This window comes from Luteimonas flava, from assembly GCF_036584485.1.
GTDB classification, from domain to species: Bacteria; Pseudomonadota; Gammaproteobacteria; order Xanthomonadales; family Xanthomonadaceae; genus Luteimonas; species Luteimonas flava.
In genome coordinates this window covers 303,864-329,665 of record NZ_JAZHBM010000001.1, presented here as the reverse complement: position 1 = coordinate 329,665, position 25,802 = coordinate 303,864, and the positions used below count along the sequence as shown (strand labels likewise).

22 protein-coding genes and 1 pseudogene are annotated in these 25,802 nt (G+C 70.0%); 9 read left to right on the top strand and 14 right to left on the bottom strand.

What is annotated here, in order from left to right:
* Positions 1-189: 189 nt before the first annotated feature.
* Positions 190-3,351, bottom strand: a pseudogene (locus V3391_RS01510) (ESPR-type extended signal peptide-containing protein); the annotation flags it as partial.
* Between the two features lie 237 nt (positions 3,352-3,588).
* On the opposite strand from V3391_RS01510, the gene V3391_RS01505 reads away from it, so the two are divergent.
* Positions 3,589-4,998 carry a sensor histidine kinase gene (locus V3391_RS01505; protein WP_332076661.1) on the top strand — a complete coding sequence of 470 codons (1,410 nt, stop codon included), beginning with the start codon at positions 3,589-3,591 and terminating at the stop codon, positions 4,996-4,998.
* On the opposite strand, the gene V3391_RS01500 is transcribed toward V3391_RS01505, so the two are convergent.
* On the bottom strand, positions 4,974-5,666 hold the full coding sequence (locus V3391_RS01500; protein WP_332076660.1) for a response regulator transcription factor: 693 nt from the start codon (positions 5,664-5,666) through the stop codon (positions 4,974-4,976). The genes V3391_RS01505 and V3391_RS01500 overlap by 25 nt on opposite strands.
* Positions 5,667-5,829: 163 nt before the next feature.
* Here V3391_RS01500 and V3391_RS01495 point away from each other — a divergent pair, with 163 nt between their 5' ends.
* From V3391_RS01495 to V3391_RS01485, 3 genes are all read left to right on the top strand, one after another.
* Complete coding sequence (locus V3391_RS01495; RefSeq protein ID WP_332076659.1) at positions 5,830-7,530, top strand: alkaline phosphatase family protein; 1,701 nt, start codon at positions 5,830-5,832, stop codon at positions 7,528-7,530.
* A 152-nt stretch (positions 7,531-7,682) separates the two neighbouring features.
* Positions 7,683-8,468, top strand: a complete 786-nt coding sequence (locus tag V3391_RS01490) for a 3-hydroxybutyrate dehydrogenase (protein WP_332076658.1) — start codon at positions 7,683-7,685, stop codon at positions 8,466-8,468.
* Positions 8,465-9,646: a patatin-like phospholipase family protein gene (locus tag V3391_RS01485; protein WP_332076657.1), complete on the top strand. Its 1,182-nt coding sequence runs from the start codon at positions 8,465-8,467 to the stop codon at positions 9,644-9,646. Before V3391_RS01490 ends, V3391_RS01485 begins: the two co-directional genes overlap by 4 nt.
* Before the next feature lie 52 nt (positions 9,647-9,698).
* Here the strand turns inward: V3391_RS01485 and V3391_RS01480 are convergent, their stop codons facing one another.
* A complete protein-coding gene (locus V3391_RS01480) occupies positions 9,699-10,157 on the bottom strand; it encodes a CopD family protein (protein ID WP_332076656.1) in 459 nt (152 codons plus the stop codon).
* A gap of 138 nt (positions 10,158-10,295) precedes the next feature.
* On the opposite strand from V3391_RS01480, the gene V3391_RS01475 reads away from it, so the two are divergent.
* The gene (locus tag V3391_RS01475; RefSeq protein WP_332076655.1) at positions 10,296-10,886 is read left to right on the top strand and encodes a class I SAM-dependent methyltransferase; all 591 of its coding nucleotides are present in this window, start codon (positions 10,296-10,298) and stop codon (positions 10,884-10,886) included.
* Between the two features lie 96 nt (positions 10,887-10,982).
* Positions 10,983-12,323 (top strand): polyhydroxyalkanoate depolymerase, encoded by a 1,341-nt coding sequence (locus tag V3391_RS01470; RefSeq protein WP_332076654.1) that lies wholly within the window; start codon positions 10,983-10,985, stop codon positions 12,321-12,323.
* A 91-nt stretch (positions 12,324-12,414) separates the two neighbouring features.
* Here V3391_RS01470 and V3391_RS01465 read toward each other — a convergent pair whose 3' ends face one another.
* Entirely contained in the window at positions 12,415-13,356 is a 942-nt protein-coding gene (locus tag V3391_RS01465) for a sensor domain-containing protein (RefSeq protein ID WP_332076653.1), read from the bottom strand.
* Positions 13,353-13,727, bottom strand: a complete 375-nt coding sequence (locus V3391_RS01460; RefSeq protein ID WP_332076652.1) for a PadR family transcriptional regulator — start codon at positions 13,725-13,727, stop codon at positions 13,353-13,355. The genes V3391_RS01465 and V3391_RS01460 overlap by 4 nt, the downstream gene beginning before the upstream one ends.
* 121 nt (positions 13,728-13,848) lie before the next feature.
* Here V3391_RS01460 and V3391_RS01455 point away from each other — a divergent pair, with 121 nt between their 5' ends.
* Complete coding sequence (locus tag V3391_RS01455; protein WP_332076651.1) at positions 13,849-14,787, top strand: peptidylprolyl isomerase; 939 nt, start codon at positions 13,849-13,851, stop codon at positions 14,785-14,787.
* Between the two features lie 5 nt (positions 14,788-14,792).
* Positions 14,793-15,314 carry a GNAT family N-acetyltransferase gene (locus V3391_RS01450; RefSeq protein ID WP_332076650.1) on the top strand — a complete coding sequence of 174 codons (522 nt, stop codon included), beginning with the start codon at positions 14,793-14,795 and terminating at the stop codon, positions 15,312-15,314.
* On the opposite strand, the gene speG is transcribed toward V3391_RS01450, so the two are convergent.
* The gene (gene speG / locus V3391_RS01445) at positions 15,315-15,887 is read right to left on the bottom strand and encodes a spermidine N1-acetyltransferase (RefSeq protein WP_332076649.1); all 573 of its coding nucleotides are present in this window, start codon (positions 15,885-15,887) and stop codon (positions 15,315-15,317) included. It abuts the gene before it with no gap.
* A gap of 105 nt (positions 15,888-15,992) precedes the next feature.
* Here speG and V3391_RS01440 point away from each other — a divergent pair, with 105 nt between their 5' ends.
* Positions 15,993-16,289 (top strand): hypothetical protein, encoded by a 297-nt coding sequence (locus V3391_RS01440; RefSeq protein WP_310231409.1) that lies wholly within the window; start codon positions 15,993-15,995, stop codon positions 16,287-16,289.
* 36 nt (positions 16,290-16,325) lie between these two features.
* On the opposite strand, the gene V3391_RS01435 is transcribed toward V3391_RS01440, so the two are convergent.
* From V3391_RS01435 to V3391_RS01400, 8 genes are all read right to left on the bottom strand, one after another.
* Complete coding sequence (locus V3391_RS01435; RefSeq protein WP_332076648.1) at positions 16,326-17,276, bottom strand: aldo/keto reductase; 951 nt, start codon at positions 17,274-17,276, stop codon at positions 16,326-16,328.
* Positions 17,277-17,433: 157 nt separating this feature from the next.
* Positions 17,434-18,231, bottom strand: coding sequence for a DUF4349 domain-containing protein (locus V3391_RS01430; RefSeq protein ID WP_332076646.1), 798 nt, complete (start codon positions 18,229-18,231; stop codon positions 17,434-17,436).
* Positions 18,228-18,572, bottom strand: a complete 345-nt coding sequence (locus tag V3391_RS01425; RefSeq protein WP_332076645.1) for a GFA family protein — start codon at positions 18,570-18,572, stop codon at positions 18,228-18,230. Before V3391_RS01425 ends, V3391_RS01430 begins: the two co-directional genes overlap by 4 nt.
* Positions 18,573-18,599: 27 nt before the next feature.
* Entirely contained in the window at positions 18,600-20,414 is a 1,815-nt protein-coding gene (locus tag V3391_RS01420; RefSeq protein ID WP_332076644.1) for a hypothetical protein, read from the bottom strand.
* Positions 20,411-22,654 carry a hypothetical protein gene (locus V3391_RS01415; RefSeq protein WP_332076643.1) on the bottom strand — a complete coding sequence of 748 codons (2,244 nt, stop codon included), beginning with the start codon at positions 22,652-22,654 and terminating at the stop codon, positions 20,411-20,413. The genes V3391_RS01420 and V3391_RS01415 overlap by 4 nt, the downstream gene beginning before the upstream one ends.
* Positions 22,651-23,799, bottom strand: a complete 1,149-nt coding sequence (locus tag V3391_RS01410) for a BatA domain-containing protein (protein WP_332076642.1) — start codon at positions 23,797-23,799, stop codon at positions 22,651-22,653. Before V3391_RS01410 ends, V3391_RS01415 begins: the two co-directional genes overlap by 4 nt.
* Positions 23,796-24,725, bottom strand: a complete 930-nt coding sequence (locus V3391_RS01405) for a DUF58 domain-containing protein (protein WP_332076641.1) — start codon at positions 24,723-24,725, stop codon at positions 23,796-23,798. The genes V3391_RS01410 and V3391_RS01405 overlap by 4 nt, the downstream gene beginning before the upstream one ends.
* Positions 24,726-24,733: 8 nt before the next feature.
* On the bottom strand, positions 24,734-25,735 hold the full coding sequence (locus V3391_RS01400) for an AAA family ATPase (RefSeq protein ID WP_332076640.1): 1,002 nt from the start codon (positions 25,733-25,735) through the stop codon (positions 24,734-24,736).
* Positions 25,736-25,802: the final 67 nt, after the last annotated feature.

Below are 25,802 nucleotides of genomic sequence, written 5' to 3'. Positions count from 1 at the left end.
CGCCAGACCCGGGTCGCTGCCGCCGTTGCCCGGCGCGCCTTCGACTGCGCCGATGCGGGCATCGAGTGCGCCGATGCGCGCGTCGAGTGCACCGAAGGCCGCCCCGATCGAGGTGTACTGCGTGCCCTGCAGCACGTAACCCGGTGCGGAGAGGGTGCCGAACGCGGTGACGGCAGCGCCGCCGCCGAGCACGTCGGCCACGCTCTGCAGCGCTGCGTGGACCTGTCCGCCGTTGACCGCATCGCGGCTGTCGATCGCCACTGCGCCCGCGGCGACATTGCCCAGACGCGTACCGTCCGCACCGCCGAAGGACACGCTGTCGCGCTGCGCGGAGTCATAGACCACCGCGTTCGCGACGATCCCGCCGACGTCGCCGATCCGCGTTTCGATGTCGTCGACGCGGACATTGGTCGCGTGCAGCTGGCTGCCGTTGACCGCCTCGGTGCTGTCGGCCGACAGTTCGCCGGCCGCGACGTTCGCGAGCACGGTGCCATCTGCACCTTCGAAGCGGACGCGGCCCTTGCCGGTGTCCTCGTAGCGCACGACGCCTTCGACCAGCGCGTCGACTTCACCCGCAACCGCCTTGAGCTGTCCGAGGTTCACCGCATCGGTGTCCTCGGTGCCGGCGGCGACATTGATGATCTGACGGGTGAAGGCGCCGGTCAGCGTGCCGTCGTCGCCGTTCATCCATTGCTGCGAGGCGCCGACCGAGATCGCATTGCCGCGATCGGCCAGCGAACCCATGCCGAGCGCGACCGCGCCGTCGTCGAGCGTCAGGGTGTGGTGCCCCAGCGCCAGCGCACCGCGACCGAGTGCCGCGCTGTAGGCACCGAGCGCGACCGAGAACGGTGCGGCCTCGCGCGTGCCGTCGCCGCCGAACTCCCATGGGCGGAAGGCGCCCGCGTTGGCGAACGTGCCCAGCGCGATGGCGCCTTCGCCTTCGGCCGTCGCCAGGAACCCGGCGGCGATCGACGTGTCGCTGTTCGCGTACGCACCGTTGCCCAGCGCCACCGACTGGATGCCGGACGCGAAGCTGTTGTTGCCCAGCGCGGTGGAGAACATCACCCGCGCCTGCGCATTCGCGCCGATCGCGGTCGCACCCCAGTCCGACGCCCAGGCGCCGCCGCCGACGGCGGTCGCGTTCTCGCCTGACGCCCGCGCGCCGACGCCGAGTGCGTGCGCCATCTCGCCGACCGCATCGGCGTTGTAGCCGAATGCCGTCGCCCACAACCCGTCGGCACTGCTGAACGCACCGACCGCCATGCTCGCCGGTCCATCGCTGGTCGCGGCCAGGCCGATCGCGATGCTCTGGTCGCCGAGCGCCAGTGCATCGGTGCCCATCGCGATGGTGTTGAAGTTCGACGCTTCCGCATTGCGACCCAGTGCGAGCGCGTTGTCGGCCGATGCGAGGGCGTTGTGGCCCACGGCGAGTGCACCATCGGCATAGGCCGTCGCGCCCGCGCCGAAGGCGGACGCGCCGTAACCGATCGCCGTCGCCGTTTCGCCCGATGCGGTCGCTTCTTCGCCTGCCGCGAATGCGCCTGCATCCTCGTCTGGATTAGCGCGGCCGACCGCCGCGAAGTACTTGTTCGATGCGGTCGCGTCCTCGAGCTGTCCGAGATTCACCGCATCGGTGGCTTCGGTGCCGTCGGCGACGTTGATGATCTGACGGGTGAAGGCCGCGGTTTCCGTGCCGTCGTAACCGTTGATCCAGGCCTGCGACGCACCGACCGAGATCGCGTTGCCGCGGTCGGCGAGCGAGCCGGCGCCGAGTGCGACGGCGCCGTCCTCGAGCGTCATCGTGTAGTGGCCCAGCGCGAGCGCGCCCCGGCCCAGCGCCGTGCTGTAGGCACCGAGCGCGACCGCGAACGGCGCCGCCTCGCGCGAGCCGTCGCCGCCGAGTTCCCAGGGCCGGAAACCGCCGGCGTTCGCGAAGTAGCCGAAGGCCAGGCTGCCCTCGCCTTCGGCCGTGGACAGAAATCCGGCCGCGATCGACGCGTCGCTGTTCGCGTACGCGCCGTTGCCCAGCGCCACCGACTGGATGCCGCGCGCGAAGCTGTTGTTGCCGACGGCGGTGGCGTACATCACGTCCGCGCGCGCATTGGCGCCCAGTGCGGTCGCGCCCATGTCGCCGGCGAACGCCGTCCCGCCGACCGCGGTGCTGTCGTAGCCGTTGGCATTCGCACCGACGCCGAGTGCATGCGCCATCTCGCCGACCGCATTCGCGTTGTAGCCGAACGCCGTGGCCCACAGACCGTCTGCGCTGCTGAACGCACCGACCGCCATGCTCGCCGGGCCGTCGCTGATCGACCCGAGACCGATCGCGATGCTCTGGTCGCCGAGTGCCGCCGCATCCGTGCCGATCGCGACGGTGTTGAAGTTCGACGCTTGCGCGTTGCGGCCGAGCGCCATGGCGTTGTCGGCCACGGCGAGCGCGTTGTGCCCGATCGCCAGCGCGCCGTCGGCATAGGCCGTCGCGCCCGCGCCGTAGGCGGACGCGCCGAAGCCGATCGCGGTCGCGGTTTCGCCCGCTGCGGTCGCTTCCTCGCCAGCCGCCAGCGCGCCCGCGTCCTCGTCTGCATTCGCGCGACCAACCGCGGCGAAGTACTTGTTCGAGGCCGTCGCGTTTTCCAGCTGCGCCAGGTTCACCGCATCGGTTGCTTCTGTGCCGGCGGCGACGTTGGTCAGCTGACGCTCGTCATCCTGCTGGCCGAACGACACGGTGTTGGGTCGATGTGCGGAGGCGTTGCGCCCGATCGCGACGCTGTCGGGCGCATCGGCCCACACCACTGCGTTCTCGCCCAGCGCGACGCTGCCCAGCGCGAAGGCGCGCGTGGCGCCGCCGATCGCGATGGCGTTCTGGCCGTCGGCCCAGGACTCGATCCCCAGCGCGACGCTGCCACCGCCACTCGCCCAGGCATAGGACCCCAGCGCCGAGCTGCCGTAGCCAGAGGCGACGGTGCCGTTGCCGATCGCCGTCGCTTCGCCACCGGATGCGGTGGAATCGAAACCGACCGCGACCGACACGCCGCCCGATGCCGTCGCACCGGCGCCGACCGCCACCGCGCCCGATCCCGCTGCCGACGCACCGTCTCCGCAGACCGCCGCATCGCCGGTGCCGCCGGTCGTGCCGAGCACGTTGCCGTCCGCGTCGACGCAATGCGCATCCTCGGCGAACGCGACACCCGAGCCCGCGGCCAGGGCGACCAGCAGCGCAGCCTGCGCGAGCACGCGCGGCGATGCACCGGTCGTGCGACCCGCGATGCCGCCGCGGCCACTGCGTGCGAGTTCGGAAGCGACCACCAGCTGGCCGGCCGCGCGGTTCCAGACCTTTCTGTAAATCCTGTTCATCGTTCAACCCCTGGAGAATGAGACGGCATCGGCAGCCCGCGACGCCTGCCCGGAGGGCGCGTCGGTCATGCCGTGAAATGGATGTCGAATCCTGTCGACGGTGCGCGTCCCCCGAAGGCCGCGCCGCGTGCTCGAAGGCACGCGCCGACACTAAGTTTCAATCGCGTGACTTGTCACACTCAGAATCTGGCCGGATGATCACGACTTCTCACATTCCGTCTGCAGGCGGCTCCGACGATGTCGTCCAGTCCGCCCGCTCCGCCGTTTCGACGCATCGCTTCGGGCGTCTCCGATCTCGTCCGGTGGCTGCAGCACGTGCCCCTCGCCGAGCCGATGGATCGCCGCAATGCGGCGACCCTGCAGGTGCTGTTCCTGTTTCTGGGCACCACGATTCCGCTGAACTGGTGGCGGCATGCGGCCGCCGGCATGGTCACGCCGCAGTTGCAGACCTTCATGGCGGCCGACGTGATCGCCGCACTGGTGTGCTTTCCCTGCATCTGGCTGATCCGCCGCGGCTGGCTGCGCGGCGGCATCGCGCTGTTCGTCTGCGCGCAGCTCACCGCGGCCTGTATCGGCTACGTCACCACGGCGGTGATGTTCGACCAGAGCCTGCAGATCCTGTCGCTGGTGATCGCCGGGTTGATTCTCGGCCGCAAGGCTCTGTGGACGGTGTTCCTGATGCTGCTGGCGGTGGCGACGATCGGCGTGCTGGTGCACGTACTGCCGGAAACCCGCACCGCGCAGGCGATGACGCGCGCGGCGGTGATCCTGCCGTCGTTCGTGATGAGCTATCTCGTCGTCACGCTGGTGCTCGACCGCATCATCGCGGCGTTGCGCGAGGCATTGGCCGAATCCAAGGCCCGTGGCGTGCGGCTGGAGAACGAGATGCGCGAGCGCGAGCGCGCGCAGGCGCAGCTGATCGAAGCGCAGAAGCTCGAGGCCACCGGTCGACTCGCAAGCGGCGTCGCCCATGATTTCGACAACATCCTGTCGCTGATGTCGGCCTTCGCCAGCGAACGCCATCGCGTGGATCCGTCGGCCTCCGCGCATGCGCGTGCGGACGCACTGGCCGACGCGCTCGACGGGGTCGAACAGGCCGCCGAACGCGGCATGGCCCTGACCCGCAAGCTGCTGACCTTCGCACGACCGCTGCCGGCGAAGCTCGAAACCGTGGAACTGGGCGCGGCGATCGACGCGCTGACGCCGATGCTGCGCCAGACCTTCGGGCCGGACGTGCGCGTCCACGTGCAGCGCAGCGACGTACCACTGCTGGCGCGGATCGACCGCCACCAGTTCGATCTGATGCTGCTCAACATCGCCTCCAACGCCCGCGATGCGATGCCCGACGGCGGCCGCTTCGACGTGGCTGCAGCGGTGACCGGCGACGACGCGGTGGAGATCGTATTGCGCGACGACGGCACCGGCATGCCCGAGGCGGTGCGGCAACGCATCTTCGAACCGTTCTTCTCGACCAAGCCGACCGGCAGCGGCACGGGTCTGGGCCTCGCGGTCGCGCACAGCCTGGTCAGCAGCGCCGGCGGCACGATCGCCGCCGACAGCGCGCCGGGCGCGGGCACGACGTTCCGAATCCGCCTGCCGCGCGTGACGGCGGATGCGGACGTTCAGCCCATCGAGGTCAGCACATAGCCCTCGCCGTGCACGGCGAGCAGCGGCATCGGCTCGCCGCAGGCATCTGCGACCTTGCGCCGCAGGCGATAGATCAGCGTGTCGAGGCGATGCGGATCGAAATCGTGGACGTTGTCGGAGACCGCGGCGATCAGGCGGTCGCGCGAGACGGTCTCGCCTTCCGCGTCGACCAGGCACTGCAGCATCCGGCGCTCGGACTTGGTCAGCGCCGCGCTGCCGCCGCCGGGTCCCACGAGACTCCAGCCGTTGTCGGCCAGATGCCAGGCGGTCGTCGCCGTCGGCACTCTGGCAGCGCCGTCGTAGAGACGCCGCGCCAGGCTGTGCAGGGTGGCCGCCAGCAGATCGATCTCCACCGGCTTGGACAGATAGGCGTCGGCGCCTTCGTTGAGGCCGCGTACGCGATCGGGCGTCTCGCGGCGCGCGGTCAGCATCACGATGCCCATGTGCGGATACCGCGCACGCAAACTGCGCGCGACGTCGTAGCCGCTGGCGTCGGGCAGGCCGACATCGAGCACGACGATGTCGGGTACCTCGCGGACGAGCAGGGTTTCCAGCTCCGCCGCGCTCGCCATCCCGTCGACGGAAAACCCGAAGTCGGCGAGGCGCGGCAGCAGCACGCGCTCGCGCAGCATGTCGTCGTCTTCGAGGAGCGCAATCTTCAGCGTCATCACCGGAATCCTGGACTCCGGCATACGTCGGGGGATCGCATCGCCGGAGCCCCCTGATGTTAGCGCGTCGCCGCACGCGCAGGGCCGCGACGCGCGTCTGCCGCGAACGTGCAATGCAGGCCGGGCATAATTGCGCGGCGTTTTTTCCGGAATCCCCTGCCCCATGCGCTTTCTGACCGCAGGCCTCGCCTGCTCGCTGACCCTGCTCTGCGCCGCGTGCGCGTCCTCCGGCACCTCCACCGCCGGCCATGTCCGACCCGTCGATGTGCCGCCCGCCGCGTCCCGCGCCGACGAGACCGCGCAGTGGTGGTACCGCAGCGGCGCCGCGCGCGCGGCCGGCAACGGCGCGATGGGCGGCCACGCGAAGAACGTCATCGTGTTCCTCGGCGACGGCATGAGCCTGACCACGGTCGCCGCGGCGCGCATTCTCGAAGGCCAGCGCCTGGGCGGCAGCGGCGAGGAGCACGCGCTGAGCTGGGAACAGTTCCCTAACACCGGACTGTCCAAGACCTACAACACCGATTCGCAGACGCCCGATTCGGCCGGCACGATGACCGCGGTCGCGACCGGCGTGAAGTCGCACATGGGTGCGATCGGCGTGTCGTCCGGCAGGCGCTTCGATTGCGAGGACAGCCGCCAGCGCCACGTGCAGTCCTGGCTGCGCCTGGCCAGCGACGCCGGTCTCGACACCGGCATCGTCACCACCGCGCGTCTGACCCATGCGACCCCGGCGGCGACCTATGCCCACGTGCCGGACCGCAACTGGGAGAACGATGTCGACGTGCCGGACGAGGCACGCGCGCAGGGTTGCCGCGACATCGCCCAGCAGATCCTCGACTTCGCCCCCGGTCGTGGGCCGAAGGTGCTGATGGGCGGCGGCCGCGGCAACTTCCTGCCTGCCGGCGAGCGCGATCCCGAGTACGACGACAAGGTCGGCCAGCGCCTCGACGGCCGCGATCTGACCGCCGAATGGCGCGCGGCGAATCCCGGCGGCGCCGTCGTCTGGAACACCGCGCAGCTGCGCGCGGCACGGGATGCCGATGCGGTGTTCGGCCTGTTCGAACCCGACCACATGCAGTACGAGCACGACCGCAACCGCGGCGACGACGGCGAGCCGGATCTCGCCGAGATGACCCGCTTCGCGATCGAGCGGCTGGCACGCGACGGCAAGGGCTACGTGCTGCTGGTCGAGGGCGGGCGCATCGACCACGCCAACCACGAGGGCAACGCCTACCGCGCGCTCGACGAGACCGTCGCGATGTCGCGCGCGGTGCAGGCCGCGGCCGAGGCGACATCGGCCGACGACACGCTGATCCTCGTCACCGCCGACCATTCGCACACGTTGAACTTCGTGGGCTATCCGACCCGCGGCAACCCGATCCTCGGCAAGGTGCGCGGCCGGGTCAGCGAGGACGACGATCCGAACGCCTATGCGCTCGATGCGACCGGCCTGCCCTACACCACGCTGGTCTATGCCAACGGTCCGGGCTACACCGGCGCCAGCAACCAGCAGCCGGCCGGCCCGAAGGTCCACTTCCACAAGCCCAGCAGCTTCGAGCCCTCCGACGGCCGCCCGGACCTGCGCGAAGTCGACACCGAGCATCCGGATTTCATGCAGGAAGCGCTGGTGCCGATGCGCAGCGAGTCGCATGGCGGCGACGACGTCGGCATCTGGGCGCGCGGCCCGGGCAGCGACGCGGTGCGTGGCACCGTCGAGCAGAACGTGATCTACCACCTGATCGTGCAGGCCACGCCCGCGCTGCGCGCGCAGCTGTGCGCGACCGGCCACTGCAATGCCGACGGCGTGCCGGTGGACCTGCCGGTGATGACGCCGGTGGACGCGCCGCTGCGCGCGGCCGACTGAAGCCGGTTCCAGGGCTCCGTACGCGATCGGCCCGCCCGATCGCGTACGCAGCGTTCCACGCACGGCGTCCCACCTCGCCCGAAAGTACGACGCGGCCCGCAACATCGACGGGCTAAGCTCGCCGCATCCCCATTCAAAGCGGAGCGGCACCCATGAATCGACTCGACGGCAAGGTCTGCGTGGTCACCGGCGCAGCCAGCGGCATCGGCAAGCGCATCGCCGAGGTCTATGCCCAGGCGGGCGGCAAGGTCGTCATCGCCGATCTCAAGCTCGAGGCGGCCGAAGCCACCGCGGCCGAAATCCGCGATGCCGGCGGCGATGCGCTGGCCGTGGCGATGGACGTCACCGACGAGGCGCAGGTGGTCGACGGCATCGCCAAGGCCGTCGCGCACTACGGCCAGGTCGACGTGCTCGTCTCGAATGCCGGCATCCAGATCGTCAACAAGGTCACCGACTTCAGCTACGCCGACTGGAAGAAGATGCTCGCCATCCATCTCGACGGCGCGTTCCTGACCACGCGGGAGTGTCTGCGCGACATGGAAACGCGCAAGACCGGCGGCGCGATCATCTACATGGGCTCGGTGCATTCGCATTCCGCGTCCAAGCTCAAGGCGCCCTACGTCACCGCCAAACACGGCCTGCTGGGCCTGGCCCGCACGGTCGCAAAGGAGGCCGCGGCCTACGGCGTGCGCGCCAACGTGATCTGCCCGGGCTTCGTGCGCACGCCGCTGGTCGACAAGCAGATTCCCGAGCAGGCGAAGGAGCTCGGCATCAGCGAGGACGAGGTGATCCAGAACGTAATGCTCAAGGACACGGTGGACGGCGAGTTCACCACCGTCGACGACGTCGCGAATGTCGCTTTGACGCTCGCCGCGTTCGAGACCAACGCGCTGACCGGCCAGAGCCTCGTCGTGAGCCACGGCTGGTACATGCAGTGAGCGAGGCCGCGGTCCGCCGGCACGTCGCGCGCTATCCCACCGTCGCCCTGGTGCTGCAGGGCGGCGGCGCGCTCGGCGCCTACCAGTGCGGCGTCTACGAACGCCTGCACGAAGCCGGCATCGCGCCGAACTGGTTCGCCGGCATCTCGATCGGCGCGATCAACGCCGCGATCCTCGCCGGCAACGCGCCCGACGACCGCATTGCGCAACTGCAGGCCTTCTGGCACACGATCACCGAGCCGGCCGGCCCGATGTCGCTGCCGGCGCTGGCGATCCGCACCGCGATCGCCGGTCTGCCCGAAGATCCGATGCTGTTGTCCTGGGCGCGCGGCATGAGCGCGATGGGCGCGCTGCTGCAGGGCCAGCGCGGCTTCTTCGAAGCGCGACCGATCTCGCCGCTGCTGCTGCCCGGCGACGGCAGCGATGCGGCGACGAGTTTCTACGACACCTCGCCGCTGCGCGAAACGCTGATGCGCTTCGTCGATTTCGACCGCATCAACCGCGACCGTGGCGTGCGCCTGACCGTCGGCGCGACCAGTGTGACCCGCGGCAACTTCCGCTACTTCGACAGTGCGCTCGAGCCCATCCGCGTGGAGCACATCCTCGCCTCGGGCGCGCTGCCACCGGCGTTTCCCGCAGTGGAGATCGACGGCGAGCCCTACTGGGACGGCGGCATCGTCTCCAATACGCCGCTGGAGTACATCCTCGACTGCCGGCCGCACGAGGATACGCTCGCCTTCCAGGTCGACCTGTGGAGCGCACGCGGCGTGGCGCCGGCATCGATGCTCGACGTGCTCGAGCGCATGAAGGACATCCGTTTCTCCAGCCGCACGCGCCACGGCACGCGCATGGTCGAGATGGCGCAGACGCTGCGCACGTCGCTCAAGGAACTGATCGAGCATCTGCCGGGCCGCGTGCTGCCGGCGCATCTCGAAGAGGCGCTGTCGCCGTATCTCGACGATCGCGTGTTCAACGTGATCCACCTGATCTACCAGACCAAGCCGCACGAGCAGCAGAACAAGGATTACGCCTTCGGCCACATTCCGCTGCGCGAACACTGGGACAGCGGCCGACGCGACATGGATCGCACGCTGGCGCATCCGCACTGGTTCGAGTTGCCCGATCGCGCGAAGGGCGTGGCGACGCACGATATCCATCGGACGCGTGCGGGCGACTGAGTGGATGCGGCTGTCACCGGGTCGATGTGAAGGCCCGGCATCGATCCGGCACTCAGAACGGCTTCGCGAGCACCAGCCACACCACGCCGACCAGCAGCAGCACCGGGATCTCGTTGAACCAGCGCAGCGCCTTCGTCGACGGCAGCGCACGGCCCGTGTCGACACCCTTGAGCCAGCGTCCTGCGACGACGAAGTGCACGATCAGCAGCACCACGAGGCCCAGCTTGGCGTGCAGCCAGCCGGCGCCGCCGCCCATCGGGGCCATCGTCGGGAAATCGGTGATGAAGGTGTAGCCCATCCACAACACGAGACCCAGAAAGAGCGCGAGGCCCAGCATCACGTGGCCGAAGCGGTACAGGCGACGACCCATCAGCACCAGGCGTGCGCGCACGTCGACGGAATCGCCAGCCTCGACGAGGTTGATCAGGATGCGCGGCAGATAGAACGCGGCGGCGATCCACGCCATCACGAACACGAGATGGAAGGTCTTGACCCACAGATAGGCTTGCATCGCGCTGGCTCCCTCGGCTGACGGGCAAGGATCGCACGCCCGCAGGTGCGGTTCGCATCACAGGGGCGTGCTGCGACGCTGTGTCGCAGTCGCCGCCAGCGCCTAGAATGCGCGTCCCCGCAACCGTCCGGCCCTTCGATGTCCAAGCAATACGACCGCGCCTACTTCGACCGCTGGTACCGCGCCGGCGACATCGGCGGGCCTGCGCGTCTCGCGCGCAAGGTCGCGCTCGCGGTCGCGACGGCCGAGTACCACCTGGAGCGTCCGCTGCGCACCGTGCTCGACATCGGTGCCGGCGAAGGCGCGTGGCGCGCGCCGCTGCTCAAGCTGCGGCCGAAGGCGCAGTACCTCGGTTTCGATGCCAGCGAATACGCGGTGTCGCGTTTCGGGCGCGCGCGCAATCTGCATCACGCACGCTTCGCCGATTTCGAGATGCTGCGGCCCTGCCCGCCGGTCGACCTGCTGATCTGCAGCGACGTGCTGCACTACCTCGACACCCGCGAACTCGATCGCGGCCTGCCCGGCCTGGCCGACCTCACCGGCGGCGTCGCGTTCCTCGAATGCTTCGCCCGCGAGGACGGCGCCGAGGGCGACGACGACGGTTTCAAGCAGCGCCCCGCCCGCTTCTACCGGGCACGTTTCGCCGCCGCCGGTTTCCGCGCGCTGGGCTCGCATTGCTGGCTGTCGCCGCAGCTGGCCGATGCCGCCACGGCACTCGAAACCGCCTGATCCAGCGCCCTAGCGCGCGCTGAATCCAGCCCGCTGCCGCCCCGGCCGTTCACGGCCGATGCGCTATGCTGCGTCGCAGCAACACCACTGACCGGAATGCCGATGCTGTTCTACCAACTGCACGAGATGGGCCGCGCCTGGATGAAGCCGTGGACGCTGCTGGCCGACGCGAACGCGAAGGCGTTCGGCGCCGACGGCACCTGGCTGTCCAACCTGCCCGGCGCCGAGCAGCTCTCCGCCGCCAACGAGCTGCTGTACCGCATCGGCAAGGACTACGAGAAGCCGGCATTCGGCATCCACGCCGTCGAGAACGACGACAACGACCGTACCTATCCGGTCGTGCAGCTCGACGCGCTGGTGAAGCCGTTCTGCAAGTTGCTGCGCTTCAAGCGTTACACCGATGATCCGGCGCATCTCGAGGTCATCAAGGCGCAGCCGACCGTCCTCGTCGTCGCCCCGCTGTCGGGCCACCATTCGACGCTGCTGCGCGACACCGTGCGCACGCTGCTGCGCGATCACAAGGTCTACGTCACCGACTGGATCGACGCGCGCATGGTGCCTGCCGAATCCGGCACATTCTCGCTCGACGACTACATCGCCTACATCGAGGACTTCATCCGCCACATCGGCGCCGAGGACCTGCACGTGGTCAGCGTCTGCCAGCCGACCGTGCCGGTGCTCGCCGCCGTCTCGCTGATGGCCGGTCGCGGCGAAGCCACGCCGCGTTCGCTGGTGATGATGGGCGGCCCGATCGACACCCGCCAGTCGCCGACCGCGGTCAATAACCTGGCGACCGAAAAGCCGCTCGCCTGGTTCGAACAGAACGTGATCCATCCGGTGCCGATGAACTATCCCGGTCGCGGTCGTCAGGTGTATCCCGGCTTCCTGCAGCACATGGGTTTCATGGCGATGAACCCCGAGCGCCATCTCGAATCGCACTGGGATTTCTACCGCGATCTGGTCAAGGGCGACGACGACGACGCGCAGTCGCACCGCCGCTTCTACGACGAGTACAACGCGGTGCTCGACATGCCGGCCGAGTACTACCTCGACACGATACGCGTCGTGTTCCAGGAGCATCTGCTGCCGCGCGGCAAGTGGGTCGTGGCCGGCGAGCGCGTGGACCCGTCGAAGATCACCGGCACCGCGCTGCTGACGATCGAAGGCGAGCTCGACGACATTTCCGGCGAAGGCCAGACGCGCGCCGCGCACACGCTGTGCACCGGTGTGTCGAAAGCCGATCGCGCACATCTGACCGTCGAGGGCGCCGGCCACTACGGCATCTTCAGCGGCCGCCGCTGGCGCACCCAGGTGTATCCACAGGTGCGCGCCTTCATCGCATCGCATGCGCAGGGCGCGAGTCCGGCGCAGGCGAAGCCGGCAGTGAAGACCGCACGCAAGAAGGCTGCGAAGCGGACGACGAAGAAGCCGACCTGATCCCGCGCGCCGCGCAGACGCGGATCACGCAAACAGAAAGGCGCGCTGGTCGACACCGGCGCGCCTTTCTCATGGATCACACAACGGTTGCTCAGCTGTACTGCGCCGTCTTCACCAGCAGGTGCTTGGCGATGCCGCCGTGCATGCGGCCGATGCCGCGGAACAGGTGCAGGCTGGCGAACAGGGTCAGCACGCCGGTCACCAGCAGCAGCGGCGTCGCGATCAGCGGGAACGACGTCGACAGGCCCGAATCGTTGGACCAGTTCAGGACCGACCAACCGTAATTGCTGACGCCGGCTGTCGCCATGCCCGTCCATACCAGCAGCGGCGCGGCGATCATGCTCAACGACAGCGACAGCAGGGTCACGTTGATCGTGAAGTAGACGATGCCCAGCGGCAGCATCAGCAGCAGGTAGAACAGCGTGCTCCAGGTGCGCACGTCGGTGAACATGTCGCCGATGCGCTGCAGCCAGTTGCGCCCGCGCGCCGAGTACAGCGGCCTGCGCGGCATGCGCTCGCCGAGCATCACTTCGACCAGGCGGCCTTCGACCAGCGACAGCAGCCGCACCGACCCGAAGAACAGGATCAGCAGCGGAATGCCGATCAGCACGACGACCAGGCTCAGCGACACCGACAGGCCGGTCACCACCCAGGTGAAGTAGAAGATGCCCGTCGCCAGCGACAGCACCATGTAGAACATCGATGCGTAGGTGCGCGGGTCGGCGGCAACGCCGAAGAAACGGCCGAACAGCGACGTGCGCGGCTTCGGCGCCGGCGGTCGCAGCGCGGTCTGCACCTTGACCTCGGTGTCGCGGTAGATGTCGGCCACCTCGTCCGGCGCGCCGTAGCTCGACGCGACCGAGGCGATGACGTCGGCTTCCGAACGGCCCGGTTGTTCGGCCAGTTCCGAGCGCAGGTATTCCTCGGCGTCGTAGAGCGCGTCCTGCACGAGTGCGGGATCCGCGCCGGTGAGCGCGACGCGCAGCTGTTCCAGGTACTCGGGGATGCTCTGCGGTGGCGTGTGCATGTTCATTCGCGTATCCCCTCCAGGACGGCGTCGACGGAATCCCGTGTGGCCCGCCAGGCGGCGGTCCAGTGCTGCAGGGTGGTCCGCCCTGCCTCGGTGATGCGGTAGTAACGGCGCGGCGGTCCGGCGACGGACGGTTCGACGTGACTGTCGAGCAGCCCTGCAGCGCTGAGATTGCGCAGCACCGGATACAGCGCGCTCTGCTTGCCGCTGAGCACGCCGTCGAGCGATTCGAGACGCTTGGCGATCTGGTAGCCGTACATCGGCTCGGCCGCACTGCCCAGCACCGCCAGCAATGCCAGCGACACCGTGCCCGCGCTCAGTTCCTTCTGGAACTTGCGCAGCTGCAGCTCGCCGTCATCCGGGGCATCGGCCATGGGCCACCTCCGCTAGGTTGATCCAGATACTAGTGCGGACTTCGCTATAGCGGATGTGCCGGTAGTCACGCAGACCATCGACTCGGCCACAATCGGGATCTGTCTTCCGGGGAATCCATCCATGCGCCAGCCGTCGCGCCACGCCTTGTCCGCCACCCTCGCCGCCTGTGTGTTCGCCCTGGCCAGCTGCGCCACGTCCGGCGCGCCGGCGAGCGTCGAGACCCGCTCCACGCAGGAATTGCTGGACGCCTCCACGCCCGCGGACTGGCGCACGCCCGATCCGGCCAACCTGCTGTACATGGACGTCGAGGGCGGCCGTGTGGTGATCGAACTGGCGCCGGCGTTCGCACCCGAACACGTCGCCAACATCCGCACCCTCGCCCGCGGCGGCTTCTGGAACGGGCTCACGCTGTACCGCTCGCAGGACAACTTCGTCGTGCAGTTCGGCGACGTCACCGAAGAAGGCGCACCCGGCAAGCCGATCGGCAGCGCACGCGCGAAGCTGCCGGCCGAATTCGACCGCGCCTCGGCCGGTCTCGCCTTCCACGCCCTGCCCGATCCCGACGGCTGGGCGGCGCAGGCCGGGTTCGCCGACGGCTTCCCGGCCGCGCAAGACGACCGCAAGGGCGCCGGCCGCACGTGGCTCGCGCACTGCTACGGCACGCTGGGCGCGGGCCGCGACATGGCGCCCGATTCGAGCAACGGCACCGAGCTCTACATCGTCACCGGCCAGTCGCCGCGCCAGCTCGACCGCAACATCACCACCGTCGGCCGCGTGCTGCAGGGCATGGAGCTGCTGAGCGTGCTGCCGCGCGGCACCGGCCCGCTGGGTTTCTACGAGGACCCGAAACAGCGCACGCCGATCCGCCGCATCCGCCTCGCGTCCGAAGTGCCAGCCAGCGAGCGCACGCCGCTGCAGGTGCTGCGCACCGACACGCCGCTGTTCGACGCTGTGGTGGAATCGCGCCGCAACCGCCGCGACGACTGGTACGTGCGTCCGGCCGGGCACATCGACCTGTGCAACATCAGCGTGCCGGTGCGCACGCCGCCGGCAGGGTGAGCACGATGCGCATCGAGACCGAACGCCTGCTGCTGCGCCCGCACACGATCGAGGATTTCGACGCGCTGCGGACGATGATCCGCGACCCCGAGGTGATGCGGCACATCACCTCGATCGTGCCCAGCGACGAGGATGTCTGGAACCGGCTGCTGCGCTACATCGGCCACTGGACCGCGTTCGGCTTCGGCATCTTCGCGGTGGTCGAACGCGAGACCGGCCGCACCATCGGCGGCGCCGGCTTCGCGGATTTCCGTCGCGACCTCGGCGAGGCGTTCTCCGCCTCGCCCGAAGGCGCCTGGGTATTCGCGAAGGAGGCACATGGTCGCGGCATCGCCTCGGAAGCCACGCAGGCGATGCACGCCTGGTTCGACGCTCAGCCCTTCGGCGGGCGCAGCGTCTGCATCATCAATCCGGACAACGCGCCGTCGCGGACACTGGCCGGCAAGCTCGGCTACGTCGAAACGGGTCCGACGCAGTACCACGACGAGACCATCCTGACCTTCGAGCGCCTGCGACCGCGCGCCTGATCAGGCGTCACGGCGGCTGTCGTCGCTGCCCAGCGCCTGGTGCTGGAACAGGCACATGCGGATCGCGCTGCGATAGCGGCCGTCGCTGAAGAACTCGTCGACCAGCACGCCTTCGCGCTGGAAGCCGAGCGACTCGTAGACGTGGATCGCCGCGGCGTTGTCCACATCGACCAGCAGGAACAGCTTGTAGAGATTGAGCACGCGGAACGCGTAGGCGATCGCCAGCGCCGTCGCCGGCCGCGCATAGCCGCGGCCCTGGTGCGCGGGCGAGATCATGATCGCGAACTCGGCGCGCCGGTGCAGATGGTCGATCTCGACCAGCTCCACCATGCCCACGCGCGTGTGGCTGCCGTCTTCGACGATGAAGCGGCGTTCGCTCTGGTCATGGATGTGCTTGCGGAACAGCTCCTCGAGTTCGACGAAGGACTCGTACGGTTCCTCGAACCAGTAGCTCATCACCGTGCGGTTGTTGTTGAGCTCGTGGACGAAGTGCAGATCGCCGCGTTCGAGTGGACGCAGCAGGACCGGCGGCTGTTCGCCGGCAGTGGCAGAGGTGGACGCGGTCGCATTCATGGGCGCGAGCCTACGCCCCGCCGGTGACAGAGGCGTGGTGTCGTCACGTCGGCTTTCCGTTTCGCTGCCTAGCCTGCACGTCATCCCCCGCACCAAGGAACCGACATGCCCATGCTCCGCATCCGCCTCACCGGCAGCGACGACACCGCACGCGCGGTGATCAATCTTCTGTCGAGCGTGGAGGGCATCGAGCACGTCGAGGAAATCGACGACCTGATGTCGCACATGGACGATGCCGATTCCAGCTCCGCCGGTCTCAGCGATGTCGCCGGACCGAAGATGCACGAGATCGAAGTCGAAGTCGGCAATCCCTCGACGGAGCGCAAGGTGCGCGAGGCGATCGAAGCGCTGGCCTTCGATCTCGACGCCGTCGTCGAGTTCGAGACCGAAGAAGAAGGCTGAGCCCGCGCACCCTTCGCGGCGGCGGGCGCGCTGGACTCAGCTCGCCGCCGGCAACGCCTCGATCAGCTTGGCCATGCGTTCGCGCTGCGCGGTGTCCGGCAGACGGCCCCGGCCCGCGCCGAGATTGTCGATCAGGTTCGAGGCACGACTCGTCGCCGGCGTCGCACACGTGACCGCCGGATGCGACAGCACGAACTTCAGGAAGAACTGGCCCCAGGTGGCCGCATCGAACTCCGCCGCCCAGTCCGGCACTGAGGTTTCGCCGACGCGACGCCACAGCCGCGTGCGACCGAACGGCGCATACACCAGCACGCCGATACCGCGCTCGGCGGCCAACGGCAGGATCGTCTCTTCGACGTCGCGGTTGTCGATCGCGTAATCCACGCCGATGAAATCCAGCGGCTCGTTGCGCATCGTCTCGATCAGCTTCGGATACGCCGGCTTGCTGGTCGACGTGACGCCGATGTAGCGCACGCGCTTGGCCGCTTTCAGTTCCTTGAGGATGCCGAGCTGGGTCGGCACGTCGCCGAGGTTGTGCACCTGGATCAGATCGATCGTATCGCGGCCCAGGCGCGCGAACGAAGCTTCGATCTGCGCGCGCGCCGCGGCCGGGTCGGCCTTCGCATCCGCTTCGCGACCGGCGACATTGACCTTGGTCGCCCAGAACACGCGATCGGCGATGCCCAGTTCCTGCACCGCCTTGCCGGCGACTTCTTCCGAGGCGCCATAGCTGGGCGCGGTGTCGAACACGGCGCCGCCCTGGTCGACCAGCGTGCGCAGGACTTCATTGAGCGCGGATGCATCGTCGCGCGCGGTCGACGAGAACGTCGCCGAGCTGCCGAGACCGACGACGGGAATGCGCTGGCCGCTCGACGGAATCGGGCGCGTCAGCATCGGCGCGGGCGTGGCGGCGAACAGCGTGCCGGGCAATGCCAGCGACAGGCCGGCACCAAGTGAGAGTTTCAGGGCATCGCGACGGGTGACCATGGCGTCCTCCTTGCATGGATGGCGCAGGCGAAGGCCTGCGTCGTGAACCGGCGCGGTATCAAAATCGCGCTGCGCGCCCGGAATGCCGGCATGACCTGCGGCGTCCCGAGTCTGCAATAGCCCGAAGCCTCGGGCAACCGACGCGCCCCGCGAGCGATCAGCCGCGGCGACGTCGCCGCCACAGCGCGCGCAGCAGGGCGAACAGCGCGACACCGACGATCGCCAACGGGAACAGGAACGCGGTCGCGCGGATCGTCCAGGCGGTGCCGGTGGCGAGCGTGCCGCCGAACTCGCGGAACGCCATCGCGATCTCGCTGCGACCCTGCTCGCCATCGCGTGCGCGCAGTTGCACGGTCAGCAGTTGCGTGTCGATGCGACGGCGATGCTGGGCGCCATCGCGACGTGCGGCCTCGATCTGCGCTTCGGTCGCGGCGATGCGCTCCGACAACGCGATCATGTCGGCCACCGACAGATCGCGCCGCGCTTCGAACGCCTGCAGCCGTGCCATCTCCTTCGTCAGCCGGTCCTGCTCGGTGGCGTTGTCGCGCACGACGACGGCGAGATCCTCCGCGCGCGTGCTGCGCTCACCGGCCTCGCCACCCTCGCCTGCCAGCGCGATCATCGGTTCGATACCCGCAGGCGCCATGCGCAGCACCGCACGCGCGGACGGACGATCGCCGGCCGACTGCTGCGCTTCGATCAGCGTGCACGCACCGAAGCGCGCATCACGGCACGCAGCCTGGATCGCCTGCAGCCGCGGCACGATCATCGCCCCGTCCAACTGCACGCCGACGCTGTGCTCGTAGGCCAGCAGCGCATCGGCGTTTTCTGCATGTACGGCGGCGCCCTCTGTATAGGCCATGCCGTCCGAATATGCGTTTGGATTCGAGCAACCGGTGGTCAGCGCGCCTGAGAGCGCGAGCACGCCGATCCAACGCAGTCGCGCACGACTCACAGGCTGGCTCCATTGATCTGCACGATCTTCAGCGCCGCGAGATCGATCCCGTCGACGCAGCGCACATTGATGCAGGCCATCTCCACACCATCCGGACCGACGCCGCGGCTGTATGGCGCGATGCCGCAGGTGCCGCAGAAGTGATGCGCAATGTTGTGGGTATTGAAGCGATAGGTCTGCGGCGTACCGCTGCCGGTTTCGCGCAGGGCGTCTGCCGCCGCGAATGCCAGCATGCCACCACGCCGACGGCACATCGAGCAGTTGCAGTCGTAGACCTCGGCGATCTCGCCGTCCAGTTCGAACGCCAGGCTGCCGCAGTGGCAGCGCCCCGTATGCGTCATCGTCGTCTCTCCGGTTGTGCGCCGGGATTATGCGCCTGGGAAGGACGCCGGCACCCGGCGGCGACCGATGCGCGCACGGCCGAGTGACCACAGTGCGGCGGTAACGCACAGCCAGGCGAGCAGCCACGGCCAGGCGCGGCCGGGGCGTGTCGCCGGCATCGTGCCGACGGTCGCGTCCGACGCGCGCACCAGCGCCTGCGTCGCGCGCTGCAACGCAGCGACGTGGAGACCGGTGGCGTCGCCTTCTGCCCGCACCAGGACCGGCCAGCTGCCGGCGGCAGTGTCGATGCGATGCCAGCCCGCCGCCGTCGGCCAGATACCGGCGCAGCCGTTCGCGGCGGGATCGGGGATCGGCGCGATCGTCGTGCCGTCGGGCGCCTGGACACGGGCCCCGGCGTCCAGGCCACAGACCGTCGAACGCGTGCCGACACGGAACTCGCCGTCGAACCGTGGCTCCGCCGCGTCGCCAGCGCGCGCGAGCGTGCCCGCCCAGCCACTCCACAATCCTGCATGCAGATCCGCGCGACCGGACAGCGGGAGTTGCCAACTGTCGGCCAGCGTGACCACGCCCAGCCGCCCCTGCCCGACGGCCTGCCAGCGCATCATCCCGGGCGGTCCGTCCCCCTGCCCCGGTGCACCACCGGACAGCGGCAGATAGGTGAGCGTGGGGGCGGCTTCGCCGGCCAGCGCAGGATCGAAAGGCGCGTCGTCGCTGCCCGGCCCCATCCAGGCGCGCAGACGCGCGACATCGTCGGGGCCGACGTCCGGCTGCCAGTCGACGGCGCGTCCGGTCTCGACCGTCAGACCGGCGCTACGCAGCCATCCACGCAGCGCCGCGGACGGCGCCTGCGGCGCATGGATCAGCACGCCCAGGCCACCGCGCACGGCCGTCAGCAACGACGCACGCGCGCCGGCGCCGAGGCCGTCCCAGGCGCGCGCGTCGAGCAGCATCAGATCCTGCGCGGCGAGCGATGCGGCATCGAAGGCCGGCGCATCGCCCACGCCCGCGCCGCCGCCGAAGCTCGTCCGCCAGCGCAGGGTGAAGCCGGCATCCTCGGACCAGCGACGCAGCGCGCGCATGTCCGGATTCGGCGCGCCCGCGATCAGCAGCACGCGCAGCGGCGCTGCCGCGTCGACGATCACCGGCACCTGCACGCGCTCGATCTCGCGCGCCTCCGCGTCGTGCACCACGGCGTCGAACAGGGTCGCGCCTGCATCGCGCGCGGTCGCACCCAACCGGAAATGTCCGCCGTCGTCGGCTTCCGCGGTCGACACGAGGCGTCCCGCTGGATCCATCAGCGACACGCGTGCCGCATCGATCCCGGCGACGCGGCCTTGCACTTCGAAACGCGCACCGGCGCCCGTGTGGTCCGGTGCGACGAGTTCGGCGAATCCGGCAGGCGCTTCGGCCGGCACGAACGCCAGCGCGCGACCCTCGACCGCATCGCGATCCCGTGCTTCGAGTCCATGCCCGACGACGACCAGTGCGCGCGCATCGGGATGCCGGCGCAGCGCGGTCGCCAGATCCGGCATGCGTTCGGCACCCGGCGGCGCATCGCCGGATTCCGGCAAGGCCACGACGGTCTCGGCCGCCGGCACCGCGAGCCCATCCGCGCCGGCCGTCAGCACGACCAGCGTGCCGCGCTCGACCGCGACGGGCGGCGGCAACAGGCCGCGATACAGCAGAGATGTCGACACCAGCGTCAGCGCGACGAGCGCACACGTGCGCCACACGGCAGGGCATACATCGGACGTCGCGCGCAGATGACCCACGACCAGCCGCAGCACGGCAAGTGCGGCGCCGACGACGAGCACGATGAGCAGCCAGCGTTCCGGGCTCATGGGGCGTCTTCCTGCAATGCATCGAGATACCGCGCGCCCATCGCATCGGGCGCAGCGCGCCGAGCGGGCGACGGCAACGGCCGCTGCAGCACGCGCCACAGCTGTCCGCGCAGTGCCTGGCGGCAGTCGACGCAGCCCGCGTCGCGGCGCAAGGCATCGACGGCGGCCAGCAACGCGAGCGGATCGTCGACCTGGCGTGGATGCGCCTGCGCCCAGCCGATCAATGCATCGAGATCCGGCGCGTCGTGCCAGGCGAGCGCACGCCAGGCGATCGCGGGCGCCAGATCGAGATCCACGTCGGGTGCGGGCACGGCGCGCGGCGCGATGCCGTCGCGATCCCCACCGAGGCGGCGTGTGGGATCGACGGGCGGCAACGAGGACCCCACCCGCGCCAGATAGATACGGTCGGCTTCCTGCACCTGCTTGATCAGCTCCAGCGCGCGGTTCGCATGCGGCAACGCCTCACGCGGCGCGGCTTGTCGCAGATGCAGTTCCGACTGCCACATCGCCTGCAGCGCGCCGCGCAGGATCTCGCGCGTCTTCGGGTCGAGCAGCGTCGCCGCTTCGGGCAGATCGTGGGTGTGGCCGAACGTCGCCAGCACATCGTCGGCGCGGCCGAAGGTCATGGCGTCCTGCGGGGCGTGATCATGGTCGTGGTCCGCGTGCGCGGTCGCGCCCTGCGGCGTGGTGGCGTCATGCGCGTGATCGTCGTGGGCCTGGTCATCGTGCGTGTCCGTCGGCGGCGCGTCCGCCTGGCCGAAGTCGTCGATCGGCAACGGCTTGCGCGGCGGTGGAGGCGGCGCCTGCGCGTCATCGGTGGGCGGCGGACGCGGCCCGCCTTCCGACTCCTCACCGAGGAACTGCCCATAGCGCAGACGCAGGATGCGCTGGTCCACGCCGAGCGCATCGGAACGTCCTTCGAAGGCGCTGCGCGCGATGCGCGGCTGCTCGGCGATCAGGGCTTCGGCATCGATGATGATCTGGCGCTGGCTGCGGAAGTACGCGGGCAGCACGTCGCGCGCGAGTCCTTCGAGCCCATCCGCATCGACCGGCGTCGGCGGTGGCCAGCGCAGGATCAGGCTGGCGCTGCGGGCACGTTGCGGTTCGGGCGCGCGGGTGTCGCGCACTTCGAGCTGCGCGACGAGATCGCCGCCCTCCTCCAGTCCGAGTGCGACCGGGTCGAGCGTCGTCGCGAATGTCATCGCGCGTGGATCGCCGCGTCCACGCAGCGGCATGGTGCGGTCCTCGAACGTGATCGCCTCGCCGCTGCCACGCGTCACCGTGATCCGCAGCTGCGCGGTCGGCGCGACGCCGTGATCGTCACTGGCTTCGAAGACCAGCGGCCACGCGCGCTGTCCGCGCGTATAGGTCGACAGCGTCTCCTCCGGCGTGCGCACGCGCACCTCGGGCGGCCGGTCCGGCACCGCGTCCAGCCGCCACGGCTGTGCGCGCGCCAGGATGTGATCGGTGTCGCCGTCGACGGCGATGCGGTACAGCCAGGACTGGTCGAGCCGCAGTGTTGCGACCCAGTCCTCGCCTTCGCGTACGAACGCGATCTCGCTGTCGTCGTGCAGGCGCAGCGCGACACCTTGCGGCTGCGGGGCGAAGCGCAGGGTCCAGCGCAAGGTCGCGCCGACCGGTGCCTGCGCGTCGAGTTCGGTCTGCGTGCGCACTGCCCGAGCGGTGTAGGCCGGCGCATTGATACGGAGCGACTGCGACTGCAGGACCGGCGTGCCGCGTGTCGCGGCCGCACGCGACGTCGCCTGCGTCTGCGCATCCGCATGCGACGTGGTGGGCGGCCACCACAAGGCCGCAGCGGCCAGAAGCGCGCCCGACACCCAGGCCACCGCGATCGCGCGCTTCGGCAACGGAGCAGGTTCCGGAATCCACGGCGTCGCCCCGAGTCGCGCCTGCAGACGCGACTGTTGCAACCGCTGCAGCGCGCCGAGCGCCTCGGGGCGTGCGAACACCAGCGCGGCGCTGTCGTCCATGTCGGCGCGATCCGCGTCCAGGCGGCGGGTCAGCCAGGCACGATCGAAGCGCGCCCTGCGCCGAGACGCCAGCCACGCGACGATCACCGCACCCACCAGCGCGATACCGGCCGCGAACGGCATGCCCGCGAGTCGCCACGCGAGCATCGCGCTGCCTGCGACCAGCGGCAGCGCGATCAGCAGCACGATGGCGGCTGCGCGTCGACGTGCGACATCCAGCGTGCGGGTCAGCTGCGCGGTCACGCTCATGCCGCGTGATTCCGACGTGGCGCCGCGGCCATCCAGCGCTCCAGCGCGAATGCCAACGCAACGAGCAAGGCCCACCACGGCCGCAGATCGCGCGGTGTCGGCGGCCAGGCATCGGCGCCGGTCGACGGGGTCAGATCCGCGGCCGCGATGCGCCGCGGCGCGGGCGGCGGCTGCAGCAGATCGCGCAGGCGCGACGGGAATGCGGGATCGAGCAGGCCGGGCATCGTCGCCGGGTCGACGGCCTGCGCGAAACGTAGGCAGACCCCATTAGCGCAGCTGCCGCGCTCGAACAGCGGGGCGCCATCCGCGGTCTGCAGGAGCGGCTGCCAGTCGATGTCGTCGCGCGGCGCATCCGGACCCAACAGCAGCACACGTCCGGCACGTCCGGCCAGCAACGCGGCGGGCGGCGCGGACGCGCCCCACCACACGGTAATCGCATCCGCCCGCGGCGCATCGTCGGCGTTCGCGATGCGCAACGCATCAGCATCGTCGGGGCGCCACGCGCGTGCGACGGCGCGCAGCACGCGCAACGCCGGATCGTCGGCGGCAATGTCGAAGACATCGAGACGCGGCGGCAGGATCGGCGTCGCGTCCGTGCCGGGCGCATCGCCGAGGACGATGCGCCAGTCGACCGGGCGCGACAGCACGATGCGGCCGCCGTCCGCGCCATCGACCGTATCCGGGACCAGCACCGTCAGGGCGGTGCCGACCGGTGCGGTCATGTCCAGCTCGCGCAACAGGCTGGCGACACTGGCGCCGCTGTCCGCGGGCACGGCGTCGCGTCCCACTTCGGGAAAGCCCGGCGCGAGCCAACGGGGCGCGGGCGCGCCTTCTTCGATTGGCGGCAGCGCCCCGTCGGCGACGCCGGGCACGACGACGGTCCAGCGCGCCGGCGCGGTTTCGCCGTGCAGCACCGGCCACGCCAGCCACAGCGCAAGCAGTGCCAGCAGCAGCAGCCGCACCAGCAACAGCGGCCAGTCGTCGAAGCGCAGGCGACGTCGCGGCTTCGGCCGCTCGCGCAGCCAGCGCAACGCGGCGAACGGCGTGGGCCGCGTCGCATCGCGGCGCGCCAGATGCAGCAGCAGCGGCAACAGCAGTGCGACCAGCGTCGCGAGCGCGACAGGCGCGAGCAGACCGACACTCATGGCGCGCGGTCACCGAACAGTGCGCGCAGCACGGACTCCGGCGGCGTATCGATCACGTGTGTGGCGAAGCGGATGCCGGCCGCGGCGAGCCGCGCCGCCAGCGCGTGTCGCGCCGCCTCGAAGCGCGCGAGGTACTCCGTGCGCAGCGCAGGACCATCGCCGAGCAGCGACTCGCCGGCCTCGGGTTCGACGAAGCGGCGTCCGTCGCGGAACGGGAAATCCCGTTCGTCCGCGGTCAGCACCTGCAACGCGACCACCTCGCGGCCGGCGTTCGCCAGCTGCACCAGATGCTCCACCGCGACGTCGTCGAACCAGTCGCCGACCGCAATGAGGAGATCGCCACGCGCGATGCGGCCCCACGCGGGCGCCAGCGCCTTCGCGTCGGGCCATTCGCCCTGCGGACGCACCGCGGCCAGTGCATGCCGCAGCCGGTCGCGCTGACGTGGCCCGGTGCCCGGGGTCACCAGCGCGACACCCGCGCCACCGCACAGCACCAGGCCGCAGGCATCGCCCTGCCGCTGCGCGATCTCGTAGATGCAGGTCGCCAGCAAACACGCAACATCGAAGCGCGTGCGCGTCGGCGCGGCCTCGTCGGCCTGGGTCATCGATGCGGTGGTGTCGAGCAGCACCCACGCACGCACGGGGCTGTCGCGCTCGGCTTCACGCACGAAGAAGCGGTCGCTGCGCGCGTAGAGTTTCCAGTCGATCTGCCGCGGTTCGTCGCCGGATTCGTAGGCGCGGTACTGGGAGAATTCGAGTCCGCTGCCGCGGTTGCGACTCGCATGATGGCCGATGCCCTGTCGCCCGAGCGCACGACGCGGCCGCAGGCGCAGGGTCGCCAGCCAGGATCGCAACGCAGGCGACAGCAGGTCGCCCGCGGCATCGGCCGCAGGCGTTCCGGGTGCATCGGGTCCCGCAGTCGCCATCGCGGGAATCAGCGTGCCGGCGCGGGCAAGGCGCGCAGCAGGCCGGCGATCACCGTGTCGGCATCGATCTGCGCAGCCTCGGCCGCGAACGACAGCACCAGACGATGGCGCAGCACCGGCGCGAGCAAGGCCGCGACATCGTCGCGTGTCGCCGCGAGCCGGCCCTGCAGTAACGCACGCGCCTTCGCTGCGAGCACCAGCGACTGGCCCGCGCGCGGACCCGCGCCCCAGCGCACGTACTCACGCACGACCTCCGGCGCGCCCTCGCCCGGCCGCGTCGCACGCACCAGCGCGGTGATCCACGCCAGCAGGTCTTCGCTGACGTGCACCTCGCGTACCAGCGCCTGCAGCGCGAGCACCGCGTCGGCACCCATGACGCGCGGCACTTCGGCCCCGGCCGTGCCGGTGGTGCGCGCGAGGATCGCCTGCTCCTCGTCCGCATCGGGATAGCCGAGCGCGACGTGCAGCAGGAAGCGGTCGAGCTGCGCTTCGGGCAAGGGATAGGTACCGGCCTGTTCGATCGGGTTCTGCGTCGCCAGCACGAAGAACGGCCGCGGCAGCGCACGCGTGACGCCGGCATGGCTGACGGTGTGCTCGGCCATCGCTTCCAGCAGCGCGGCCTGGGTCTTGGGCGGCGTGCGGTTGAGTTCATCGGCCAGCAGCAGCTGGGTGAACACCGGGCCTTCCTGGAACCGGAAGTGGCGCTTGCCGGTGCCGTGATCTTCCTCGAGCAGTTCGGTGCCGAGCAGATCGCTGGGCATCAGGTCGGGCGTGAACTGCACGCGCCGGAAGCCCAGATCGAGCGCCTGCCCCAAGGTCCGCACCAGCAATGTCTTGCCGAGTCCGGGCACGCCTTCGAGCAGCACGTGACCGCCCGCGAGCAGCGCGACCAGCAATTGTTCGACGACATCGGCCTGTCCGACGACCGCGCGGCCGATCGCGGCGCGCAAGGCATCGAGCTCGGCGATACGGGCCTGCAGGTCGGCTTCGGTGGGGGCGGTAGGGGTCATGCAGAAATTCCTGTAGGAGCGCGCTCGCGCGCGATCAGGCTGTCCCGGTAGAGCGCCATCGCGCGCA